Below are 11,886 nucleotides of genomic sequence, written 5' to 3'. Positions count from 1 at the left end.
CCCAATTTCTTTAGATGTTACGATGCCAGAATTAGACGGTTACGAATTTACCCAACTTGTCTGAAGCGATGGGGCACTGGCATGAATTTTTATTCTACTCATGAAAGCTCATTTTCAGACCAGTGTGATTGAAGAGTTTGATACTGGTACTGATGAATTACGAGCACGGGTGCTTTAACCAAGTATATATGAACGCGCTAGAAGATGACTTAAAGACGTAGGTAGGGCTATGCCACACGTTCGCTTTGGTGGGCAGTGCCCACCCTACAATCATCTAACCACTATGCCACACATTCTTGAAGACGTAGGTAGGGCTATGCCACACGTTCGCTTTGGTGGGCAGTGCCTACCCTACAATCATCTAACCACTAAGCACTAATCGCTATGGAAGTTAGTCTATAGCTTTTTCATGTCATCTTTGAGGTTTTCCACAGTGTGACGAACTTGAGCTTCCGCTTGCTTTGCTTTACCTTCAGCTTTGTCATTGGGGTTGCCGGTGACTTCGCCCACAACCTCTTGAATTTTACCCTCGATATTTTTAGCGGTTGCTTCTATTCTATTTTCGATACTCATTTTGCCTCCTAATTCTTTATTAGCTATTTACTATTTCTTAGAATTTTAGAATCAAAATATTTTAAATGAATCTATCTTAAGTAGATGTTTTCACAACCTTATTTCTCCAAAATACATATTTCTTGCAACCTATTGTAATAACAAATGATGAATGACAAACAACAAATGACTACCTTAATTTTATTAGCGTCTACCTATTAAAAAAAAGCGATAATTAGGCTTTTGTCCCAATCATCGCAATAGTACCTATGTCACAGAGAAATCTTGTGCAATGCAGCAAGACTAAACAATTCCCGGACCTCTACCTCGTTTGTCACTATCAATTGTTAACTCACCTTCTTTATCTTCATTAGCTTCTTTGAGTTCCTGAGCACGGTGAGCTACATCTTCTGCTGCTTCTTGTTTCGCATCACCCGGTACTTCATAGTACATTTCCGGTTCTACTGCATAATTGTTCAATAAACCTTCTTTGTCTACTGTGTATCCATCTGTTGTGTGTAGACTATCAGATTCGGTTTGGTCATCAGTAGGTGCGCTTGCCTCTCTTTGTTCGTTAGGAGTAGTTTTGTATAATTCTCCTTCTCTTTCTTTACGAGCCTTAGTTTCAGCAGGCACAATCCCTCTATCGTATGTATCCACCTCAACTCGTTCGGATGTATCTGCCGCTCTGTTAAAGTTGTTATTAGTCATATCTTATGTCCTCATTAAAGTTTTTATTGAACTTCTTTAATAACTAAATTAGTAAAATTTTAAAATCAAAAACAGTATCTAAAGAATGGGATTGTAGAATCTTGAGAATTGCTTCTAAGGACATAAATTTGTATGTTTCTATCATTTGAAATATTTTTCGTAGGAATTTTTATCGTTTTGTTAAGTAGGTTGGGTTTCGTTCCTCAACCCAACACAACCCCGTGTTTAAATCATGAGAATCGTCGGTTGAATTGAGTCACAAAACCCCAACATTTAAAGTATGAAGGATGAAGGATAAACGTAGGTTGGATTGAACAAACAAACCCAACCGATACAATACTGTTTGTCTATCTGATTTTCATGCTAATTCATTATGCTCCGAAAACTTTCCAACTTTTGGTTACATCACATCTACCCACGTTTAGCTCCTTTAATTGCCACAATTGGGATTGTTGGACTTGCTAGTTGTCTGCTCATTCTTTTTATTTTAGCAAAGCTGGCTGAAGAGGTTTTAGAGCGAGAAGCTTTTGCATTTGATACTACTTTTCTGTTATGGCTACATCAGTTTGCCAATCCAACTCTAGATAATTTCATGCTGTTTATTACAAATCTTGGTAATCCCAATACAGTAGTTATAGTTGCAGTAATTACTTTCTTATTACTTTGGTGGCGGCGTTATCACGAAGAAGCCAAAATATTTGTACTGCTTTGTTTGGGAGGATTCATTTTAAATACAGGACTAAAGTTGTTTTTTTCCAAAATTCGCCCTGCACTATGGCATCAATTGATTACTGAAAAATCTTTTAGTTTTCCGAGCGGTCATGCACTTGGCTCTATGGTGCTGTATGGTTTTATTGCTTGCGAATTGGCATATCACTATCCTAAGCTATCCAAATTAATTTACAGTTGTGCAGTTATTTTAATTGCCGCTATTGGTGTCAGTCGCTTATATTTAGGAGTCCATTGGCCCACTGATATAATTGCAGGTTACGGAGTCGGTTTTTTATGGCTCACGATATGCATTACAATGCTGAAATTACAAAGATTGCGGAGAGGATAAGTAGGTCATTTGTCATTAGTCATTTGTCAATGGTCATTTGTCATTGGTATAGCTACTTGGTATTATTTGTACTGCGTCTTTTCTCTTGACGGCTGCGAACCGCAGAACGCAGGACTTTGAGTTTGTAAGGGTCGGCATCTTTTCGCCAGTGGAGCTGGTATCCTTTGAGGGTAGCGCAATGGTCTGCCAAACATTTGAGCCAACCAGAACGATGAGTAATTCGTCGCCAATCATCCAAAAGTCCCCAGTCTTCTTCTTGGCAAGTCAGCTTGGCAAATTTTTCATAGTGGGGATAATTGGAAGTGACTAAAGCATCTTTATAGTGAAGCACGGGGGGGTCGTCATCTGTATCGTAGTCGCGATAATTAACATGCAAATCTTGCAGGTCAATGGTCATACTGGTTTGTAGCGCGGGGTGGGGATCGGTGTCAAAGTCGGGGTAATAGAGATAAGAAATTTTTGCACTTTTGGTATGGAATTTGATGACATTGGCTTCCTCCAAACGCCCAATGGTGCGACTGGCACAACCTTCATAAAGGCGCAATAGCGGGTCGAGGGCTTGTAGCGCGGAAACATGAACCCATAAAGAATTTGGCTGCTTTTTTCCCACAGGGCTGTTTTGGCAGCATTCTTTGAGGATTTCTAGATTGCCCACGCTGAGAAGCATGATGTCAGCATTTACACAGGCTTGCTTGTATGTGCCGAATAGGGTTTTGATGTCTTCCTGCACTTCGGGTGCTAAATCTCTCAGTTTTGGGCGATAGCTAAATTGGGTCAGGGCTAAGTAAACCATGAGGTCTTGACGGCGGTTCTCGGAAATTGCCTCCCATTCTTCCGGGTTGGTTGCTTGTAAAATCACTTGAAAGGCACGCCGCAGAGTACCAAATTCGGCATTGATATCAGCTTCTTGCGCGAGTTCACCTTTACTGGGGAGGCGACCTCTTTCAGTGACGAAAGCCATCAGAGGTGCGAGGAGTTCCTGATAATCTTCAAATCGCTTGATACGAGAACGAACTCTGGGAGTCGTAGCGCGAGAACGGTAGCGGGAAGCCCGGAACAGTTGTGCTTGCGCCTCATCCCGAAAAACGAAATAGACTCCCAAAGCAACGGGAATGGCATCAACACCAAGCACTTGGTCTATGTAACGTTTGAGTTCTTCTTGGTCGTAATACTTTTGAAAAGTGTTGCGGGTGGTGATGACTCCATCTTCATAGGCAACAACACCTCTGCTAAAGTCAGCTATTAAAACTTGGGCAGAGACAAGCAGAACTTTACGGGTGAGTTCCCACGCTTTCACCAGGGCTTCTCGTCGTTCAATTGGGTCTTCGATAACGTTAATTACGTATCCGAGATTGACAATATCAGCAGGAGTTAGGGGAGTTGCTGGCGAGTAGTAAGGGTCCCATCCCATACTGACATAACCTTTTTGTGCAATCCGAGACAGGTCGCCCCCATGCCCGCAACCATAATCAAAAAAGGTTGTTTCTGGTGTAAATAAGTTTGCTTCCAAAGCTAGGCGGACGGGGCGGGACAAGTCGTTGCGATAAATGGCAGCTTTGTGACGGTCTATCCGGGGTGCCGAAGATTCACTAACGGGTTTTGTTTGTTGCTGGGTTGTGCTGGGAGTTTGGTGCTGTACGAGATAATGCCCTTGAATTTCCACCCCAAAAGCTTGCAAGCGCCTTTGCCATCCTTGTTGTGTACCGATGTTTCTGGAGTCATTTAGTAAACCCAGTGCTTCTTGAGCCCCTGTGAGTTCCGCAAACATTTTGTAAAGGGGATAATCGGGAGTGACGAAGGTTTCTTTGCGGTGAAGAATGGGGGGGTTGTCTGAGGTGCTGTAGTCCCGGTAAGCAACTTCTAGGGTTGCTGTGTCAACTTGAATACTCGCGTGTAATGATGGGTGGGGATTGGTGTCAAAATCCGGGTAGAAGAGATATGAAATTTTTGGCTTATTAGTACTAAATTTGACAAGGGTTGCTCCTTGGACTTGAGGCGCAGCATTTCTGGCACGGCTTTCATATTGCTGGAGTAGGGGGTCGAGGGCGTGTAGTGCTAAAACATGAACGTACAAAGCTTCTGGTAATAGCTTACCAACTTTGCTGCGCTGACAACAGGTTGCGATCGCCTCCAAAGATACTACGCTCGGTTCTGCTATAACCTGAGATTCCTCGGTTAAGCTATTTGCCTCAAATTTGTTCAAGCTATCCTTCCCAGGAGCCATCGCGCTTATTTGTGGAGAACTGCTACTAGCAAAATCGCTTAATGCTTGGCTGTAATGTTAATCTTCCCACAATAAGTAGCATTTGAATCACTTTTTCCGGAGAACTCACCGCAATTACGCAATTACTCTGAAAAATTATGCAAATTTAAGTATCATATTTATTTAAAATAAAATAGCGTATATCTTAAAACCTGGTTTATTAAAACTTCTAGAATTTGAAACCAGGTATCAAAAATAACTGAAAAAAGAAGATACTCAGCAAGTTCTAATGTATACTTCGATCCAAATAAACACTCTCATTTTATAGATAGAGACTTATTCAACCGGAGATACTGGGATTTCCAGCTTCACTTTTCAGCAGATAAGGTAAAAGAACTACTACCAACAATCACTAAAATGCAAAAATTACAAGAACAGCTTCAAGAATTTCTGAAAAACATATCCTTAATGCAAAGTCTAAGGAAGAAGCCTAATTGGAGATTTTGTTGCTTTGAAGAAATGCTTTTACACTATGGAATTTTTATGGAAGCAGGGACTCTTCCTCAAGAAATTAAGGGTGTTCCAGCCCACTGCTATTACAACTGTCATCAAATCTTGAGTAAAAAGAAATATAAGGATTTAATCTACGTTGAGGGGTACGCGATTGCACCTAATGTCGGCTTCCCTGTGAATCATGCTTGGCTGATGGACTCTCAAGGTTATGCATTAGACCCTACCTGGAGAGAACCGGGACTTGTGTATTTTGGAGTTCCTCTGTCTAATAATTGGGTTAAGAATTTTCTAAAATCCAGAAAAAATGATGATTTAAGCCTTTTCAAGGGAAATTACCTGGAAAATGACTCGTTGTTGGAACATGAATTACCAGATGAAGCTTTGGCTAATCTTCCTGTGAAAAGAATAGCAAAATTCTGGGAACACTAAAGACGGGCTGTTTTACCTACGTATTGCAAACTGCCCTACTAGCTCAGTATCAAAAGATTCTGAGTTTTAACGCCAGAGGTTAACCTTGAGCAGGAGTTAAAAAAGCTACATGGTTGCTAAATTGAGTAATTTGCCTCATTCGGACGATTTGGATGTGGTAACCTTGTCCAGATTATTCGATAAAACAACAAATTCTTATAAGTTTATCTTCTTCTTATCTTTATTAGAAATTTTATTTAAAAGACAGTTTCAAGTAGCATCACCTATAGAATTAAGAGAAATAGCCATTGAAATGTTGGCGATTGCTTGGTATCCCAGTGTAGTTTTTAAGTTATCTTTTGGATTGCAAGATGCGATCGCTAAAAAACTAGAATCATTAAATTTAGATGTTGATAATAGGTTTTTAGAACTTACAAAAAATGATAAAACCTTCCTGCGCGAAGAAATTAATAAACAATATGTTAATGATGACCTAACTAGGTACGTGCCATTTCGCCTGCTCAGACCCTTTTTTAAAGAAATTAGGGGTGTGAAAGACCAGGAAGTGAATAAACAACTTAAAATATTTGCATCATTTTTCTTTGAAACACGTAAACCATTATATTGTTTTGCTAAAGATGACTTATCTATTATCTTTCATCCTGAATGGGCTTTGTATATAAAGAAAAATTACCGCATTATTCTAGCTTGGGTTTGTTGGAAATGGCTTGAGTATATGCAGAAACATAATTCCAATGTTCCCTCCCTGGCAAATAAACTATTTCCTCCACAAGGAAGCAGACAACAAATGCAAAGCCAAACCTCTTACTGGAAACTAGTCATCCAAAATTGTGAAGAGTTAAAATGTATATATTCTGACCAACCTCTGCTCGTAAATAATTTTTCTCTAGACCATTATTTACCTTGGACATTTGTAGCTCACAACCAGCTGTGGAATTTAGTTCCAACTAAGAGGGAGATTAACTCTTCAAAATCAAATAAGTTACCAGCAGACATCTACTTTGAAAAATTTGTGAAAATTCAACATTTAGGTTTAATGACTTCCTATAGAAAAATGCAACCTAAAATCTGGAACAAGTATATTGAATGTTATATAACGGATTTAAAGTTTCCCAATAAAAATGAGTTACTTAGTTTTGAGAAACTGGAAAAAGGTTATGAACTTCAAATGAAGCCTCTCATAGCTTTGGCAGTAAGTCAAGGATTTGGAAACGATTGGCTATATCATCAGACTTAAATGCTTTACTAGATTGTGCGATCCAGACCCGACATGGCGACCAAACCAATACAGTTACAATTATCCTGATACCAGGCTGAATTTTGAATTTGGAACCGTCAAGCTTCTGGATTTCCAAAACCGTTGGACAGAATTAGTTGCTAGTGACAACCCATTTGCGACGGTGGTGATGGCACATTTAAAGATGCAGGAGACGAGTAAAAAACCGCTAGAGCGAAAAAGTTGGAAATTTAGCCCGGAGCGAAGATTGTATGAATTAGGATTGAATGAGAGGGAGATTCGTAATCTATATCGATTTATTGATTGGATTATGATTTTACCAAAAGAATTGGAAGCACAGTTTTGGCAGGAATTTAAGGAGTTTGAGCAGGAGCGTGCTATGAGTTACATAACAACAGGTGAGCGCATTGGCTACGAACGGGGAAAGATTGAAGGCAAGATTGAAGGAACGCTTGAAGGTGAACAGAAACTTATCCAAAGGCTACTGCAAAGACGCTTAGGAGAGTTACCAGCTGAAGTCATCGCAAGGGTTCAAACCCTCTCGGTAACACAACTCGAAGCACTTGCTGAGGCTTTGTTAGATTTTACGGCTATTAAGGACTTACTTAACTGGTTGTCAGCCAATCAATCAGAATAGTCACCTCAGTTATGCTTGCTGAAAATAGGGTTGACTAGTGGTTAATTATATACCTAAACTTTAACTCAGGTCTTTGTAGGTAGGGCTATACAGGACAACAGCAAATGTTCGGCATAGCCTACCTACGTCAGATCGTGTGTAGCAGTGATTTGATGAAATGGTATAATTCCTCGGAATCCTTATGAGAACTATTGTACTAAATATCATCAAATCATGACCTCCCTGCGTGAAAGAGCCGATAATGATTCACCCTGGAAAGAAGTTTTAGAAGCGTATTTTCCCCAAGCGATGCAATTTTTCTTTCCTGAAACTGCTGCATTAATCGACTGGGAACGTCCCCATGAATTTTTAGATAAGGAATTTCAGCAAATCGCACGTGAAGCAGAACAAGGTAGGCGCTATGCAGACAAATTAGTCAAAGTTTGGCAACTTCAAGGAGAAGAAATTTGGCTGTTGATACACGTAGAAATCCAAGCAACATCAGAAGAGAATTTTGAAGAAAGGATGTTTTCCTACAACTTGCGAATTTTTGACAGATTTGGCAAACCTGCCATAAGTTTGGCGATTTTGTGCGATCCAGACCCAACGTGGCGACCAAACCAATACAGCTATCACTACCCCGGTACAAGGTTAAGCTTTGAATTTGACACCGTCAAGCTTCTAGACTACCAAAACCATTGGACAGAATTAGAAGCAAGCGATAACCCGTTTGCAACGGTAGTGATGGCACATTTAAAGATGCAGGAGACAAGTAAAAAACCGCTAGAGCGAAAAAGTTGGAAATTTAGTCTGGTGCGACGATTGTATGAATTAGGATTGAATGAGAGGGAGATTCGTAATTTATATCGATTTATCGATTGGGTTATGATTTTACCAAAAGAATTAGAAGCACAGTTTTGGCAGGAATTTAAGGAGTTTGAGCAGGAGCGTGCGATGAGTTACATTACCACAGGTGAGCGCATTGGCTACGAACGGGGCAAGATTGAAGGAACCCTGGAAGGTCAACAGAGACTGATCCAAAGGCAACTGCAAAGACTCTTAGGAGAGTTACCATCTGAAGTCATCGAAAGGATTCAAACCCTCTCGGTAACGCAACTTGAAGCACTTGCTGAGGTTTTGTTAGATTTTACGGTTATTGAGGACTTACTTAACTGGTTGTCAGCAAATTAATAAGTGAGCAGGAGCGTGCTATGAGTTATACCATTTCACTTTAATCATGATACACATACATTCTGTAGAGACGCTTCAAACAGCGCTTCTGGACACTCTCGATTTGTATCATCCTTTTCGTGAAATGGTATTACATAACTACAGGTGAGCACGTTGGTGACGAGCAGGTTAAAGACAGCACAACTGTTAGCTTGAATGTATTCCCAACTAATTACACAATTTTATGGCGTTGGCATAAGTCAACTCTGCAAGAACGTCTTAAGGCAAACCGGTAGGTAGGGTACATAGCATTCGCCCTTGGTGTTCCATAAGAGGAGCAACATATTCGCGAAGAGTTCCCTCACAAGACCTGAGATTGCTTCTCTAGGAGCAGTTCAACTGGCGGCGCACCACCCGCTACGAATGAAACAAACACTTCCGTCACTCCCTCACTCCCTCGCTCCTTCCCTCAAGAGTGTTTCTTGAGAGCGTCCGACGGGCGGCGATCGCCCCACATCTTGTAATAAATTTTTGCAACATACCGGAAAAAATACCGTCAGTACTTGTAGTGATTGTTTAAGCTCAAATAAAGTTTTTTATAAAAATTCTTTTAAGATTGTATTTCTATGGCAAATAACGTAGCTGTTAAAACAATTTTAATATTATCTTCTAATCCAGAAGGTACATCTTGGCTAGAAGGCTTGAATGAAGAAGTCAGGGAAATTAGGGAAGTATTGCGGCGTGCAAATGAGCGCGATCGCTTTAAGGTGGAAATGACATTGGCTGTGGAGATAGCAGATTTTTACCAAGCCCTTCTAGATTATGAACCCCAAATTGTTCACTTCTGCGGACATGGAGCTGGGGAAAATGGGATCGTGTTGCAAGATAAGACGGGACAACCAGCATATTTGTCAGCAGATGAGCTTGCTGGTTTGTTCAAAGAATTCGCCCTTAAGGGTGTGGAGTGTGTAGTCTTAAATGCTTGCTACTCAGAAGTGCAAGCCAACGCTATCAGCCAATACGTGAATTATGTGATTGGTATGAATCAGCCTATTGGAGATAAAGCAGCTATTGATTTTTCGACAATATTTTATAGCGCTTTAGGAGATGGAGAAAATATAAAATCTGCCTTTAATTTAGCCTGCAATCGGCTCATTGGTTTTCAAGAGAACGAAGTTCCCGTATTGAAAATCAATCCTGCAATAATTGATAAAAATATATTGGAAGAATCGTTATTACTTGAAATAGATAAACTGATAGACCCCAGATATGAAATATTAGAAACAATCATTCCCAGTAATGTTGCTCCAGTTTATAAAGCACGCGATCGCACGTTAGAACGTGATGTAGCTATCAAAGTCTTAAACCGTGAAGATTTAGAACCCGATTTTGATGAAAGCCTAAAAAAGGCAGTTAAGATTTCAGATGAAGCAAATTTTATTACTATTTATGATGCTTATTTAGACAGAAACCCTCATTATTGCATATTACAATTTGTTGATGGAGAAACTATCCGTCAAACATTAACACGTCATGGTAAATTACCATTTAATGTTGTCAGTCAACTCATTTTAAAGATTGGAGATGCACTTGTTCGAGCTAGGGAACTCAAAAATATTTATGGTAATATCAAGCCATCAAATATTATGCTTATTTATAATGATAATGAATATGAGCCTTTTATCTCACCCTTAGACTTGTGTAAAGATTTTTCTCCTAACAGACTTTTAGAAGAACTTGAACGGAAGTCAAAAATTTGTGGAAAGCAAGCAATTTTAGAAGATTTAGCGTACTTACTTCCTGAAAATTTTAGTAAAGTAGCAATTGATTTTTGCACACCCGATCGCTCCGACCAATATAGTTTGGGTCTTTTAGCATATGAACTTCTCACAGGTCAATTGCCACCTACCCTTAAGGATATTAAAGGCTTAAAGAAAAATGGTGATAAAGCATTTAAGTCTCTAATATCAATAACAGATAAATGTCATGGTTGCCCTACTATCTTTGAGAAAGTCATTCTTAAGATGACATCTTGCGATCCAGCAAATCGTTATGAAACACTTCAGCAAGCGCTAGATATCATTCGTGGAGTCAGTTTTTATCTAAACACAGCAAAGGAAAGTTATGCAAGGTGTACAAGTGATTCAGATTTTGATAATAAGTTTTTCAAAACTTTCTATCATAAATTCTTGACACAATTTTGTCCTCATGCTGCACAAAAATTTCTTTCTCTTGAGGCAGAAGGGCGTTGGAAGCATCAACATCAGCAACTGAAAGAAGCTATCGTTTTATTATTTGCTTATTATGAACTTAATGAGCGATTACCCCAGGAGAACGAGCAAGAAGAACCCAATGTTTTAAGCCGGATTGCTGAAATGCACAGTCATACCAAGCATGATATTCCCAAAAATTTATATACAGACTTTATCAATGCTTTAATTAACACAGTTATTGAATTCGACCCTAAGTGTCAGGAAAATGAGGATTATCAAGAACTGATTGGGAAAGCTTGGCAAAAAGTTTTGGCACCGGGAGTTGAATATATGAAATCAAAATATTAATTTTTCCTTTTTACCGGAAGAAAGGCAGATGGCTGAGGGCAGAAGGGAAGAGTATTGTGTTTCTTTCATTTTTTACTTGTGCTTGTAAGCGCTAGTGGTCTGTCCCATTAATTTTGGGGGGTTGGTCTGAGTTGTAATAGCGCTGTTCGCGATAGCATGGCGTTAGCCATAGCGCAACTACGAACCTATCAAAACTTTTGCGATAGACCAGTAGTTGCTTCGTTGGAAATATTTCTTTTTTAAGATATAATTTATACACTACTAGCAGTATTTGTATATTCATGCCTCGATTCCCACTCTCTCTGTGTACTCTGCACCTCTGGGGTTTTGTATCTCACAGTTGGTTTGACCTTTTATGGTTATTGGAAAAAGCTTATGCCAATTGAAGATTTAAAATTGCGGGAGGCACAAAGGCGCGATCGCCCTCACTTACTCATATGGGATACCCCTGACGACCAAGAACTCAGAGGATTGGCTTACCGTGAAAATGCTGAGTTAATTAGTTACCGCACCCATCTACTTGACCGTATTGATACTAGTAACCCTTTTCTGACTTTGCATCTTTGGCTGGAAAGAGAACTGGATGCCATAAAAGCCATGTGTAGTACCACTCGCAATCCCGTAGTGCTTCTTAAAGACCTGGATTGTTTGATTGCGTATCTGCGCGTGCAACCAGACAGCCCAATCACCCTATTCTGGCAAAACCTTTTCTACACCAGGCACCTACAAAGCATTCTTTGGCTTATACTACCCAGTAAATTAACTCCTCCTAACTGGGATGATAGTCGTATTCTGCGAATTTAAGATACTATTCCCTGTCCCCTAGTCCCCATT

Annotated in this window: 9 protein-coding genes and 1 pseudogene; 7 read left to right on the top strand and 3 right to left on the bottom strand. The window is 39.8% G+C overall.

Annotation, left to right across the window (positions count from 1 at the left end; genetic code table 11):
* Positions 1-396: 396 nt before the first annotated feature.
* Together ACYRY3_RS42445 and ACYRY3_RS42440 are read right to left on the bottom strand one after the other, a co-directional pair.
* Positions 397-573: a CsbD family protein gene (locus tag ACYRY3_RS42445; RefSeq protein WP_460207857.1), complete on the bottom strand. Its 177-nt coding sequence runs from the start codon at positions 571-573 to the stop codon at positions 397-399.
* 282 nt (positions 574-855) lie between these two features.
* Positions 856-1,263 carry a hypothetical protein gene (locus ACYRY3_RS42440; RefSeq protein ID WP_460207856.1) on the bottom strand — a complete coding sequence of 136 codons (408 nt, stop codon included), beginning with the start codon at positions 1,261-1,263 and terminating at the stop codon, positions 856-858.
* 373 nt (positions 1,264-1,636) lie between these two features.
* On the opposite strand from ACYRY3_RS42440, the gene ACYRY3_RS42435 reads away from it, so the two are divergent.
* Positions 1,637-2,323 (top strand): phosphatase PAP2 family protein, encoded by a 687-nt coding sequence (locus ACYRY3_RS42435; RefSeq protein WP_460207855.1) that lies wholly within the window; start codon positions 1,637-1,639, stop codon positions 2,321-2,323.
* Between the two features lie 52 nt (positions 2,324-2,375).
* Here the strand turns inward: ACYRY3_RS42435 and ACYRY3_RS42430 are convergent, their stop codons facing one another.
* On the bottom strand, positions 2,376-4,547 hold the full coding sequence (locus ACYRY3_RS42430) for a DNA phosphorothioation-associated putative methyltransferase (protein WP_460207854.1): 2,172 nt from the start codon (positions 4,545-4,547) through the stop codon (positions 2,376-2,378).
* 396 nt (positions 4,548-4,943) lie between these two features.
* Between ACYRY3_RS42430 and ACYRY3_RS42425 the strand changes: the two genes are divergently transcribed.
* The 6 genes and pseudogenes from ACYRY3_RS42425 (at position 4,944) to ACYRY3_RS42400 (ending at position 11,856) form a co-directional block, all read left to right on the top strand.
* Positions 4,944-5,468 carry a hypothetical protein gene (locus tag ACYRY3_RS42425; protein ID WP_460207853.1) on the top strand — a complete coding sequence of 175 codons (525 nt, stop codon included), beginning with the start codon at positions 4,944-4,946 and terminating at the stop codon, positions 5,466-5,468.
* Between the two features lie 109 nt (positions 5,469-5,577).
* On the top strand, positions 5,578-6,705 hold the full coding sequence (locus ACYRY3_RS42420; RefSeq protein WP_460207852.1) for an HNH endonuclease domain-containing protein: 1,128 nt from the start codon (positions 5,578-5,580) through the stop codon (positions 6,703-6,705).
* Positions 6,706-6,718: 13 nt separating this feature from the next.
* Positions 6,719-7,342, top strand: a pseudogene (locus tag ACYRY3_RS42415) (DUF4351 domain-containing protein); the annotation flags it as partial.
* Positions 7,343-7,555: 213 nt separating this feature from the next.
* Positions 7,556-8,512, top strand: coding sequence for a DUF4351 domain-containing protein (locus ACYRY3_RS42410; protein ID WP_460207851.1), 957 nt, complete (start codon positions 7,556-7,558; stop codon positions 8,510-8,512).
* 605 nt (positions 8,513-9,117) lie between these two features.
* Positions 9,118-11,052 carry a protein kinase domain-containing protein gene (locus ACYRY3_RS42405; RefSeq protein WP_460207850.1) on the top strand — a complete coding sequence of 645 codons (1,935 nt, stop codon included), beginning with the start codon at positions 9,118-9,120 and terminating at the stop codon, positions 11,050-11,052.
* 375 nt (positions 11,053-11,427) lie between these two features.
* Positions 11,428-11,856 carry a hypothetical protein gene (locus ACYRY3_RS42400; protein WP_460207849.1) on the top strand — a complete coding sequence of 143 codons (429 nt, stop codon included), beginning with the start codon at positions 11,428-11,430 and terminating at the stop codon, positions 11,854-11,856.
* Positions 11,857-11,886: the final 30 nt, after the last annotated feature.

The organism is Scytonema sp. NUACC21, assembly GCF_054684315.1.
This window is presented reverse-complemented; position numbering and strand designations above follow the sequence as displayed.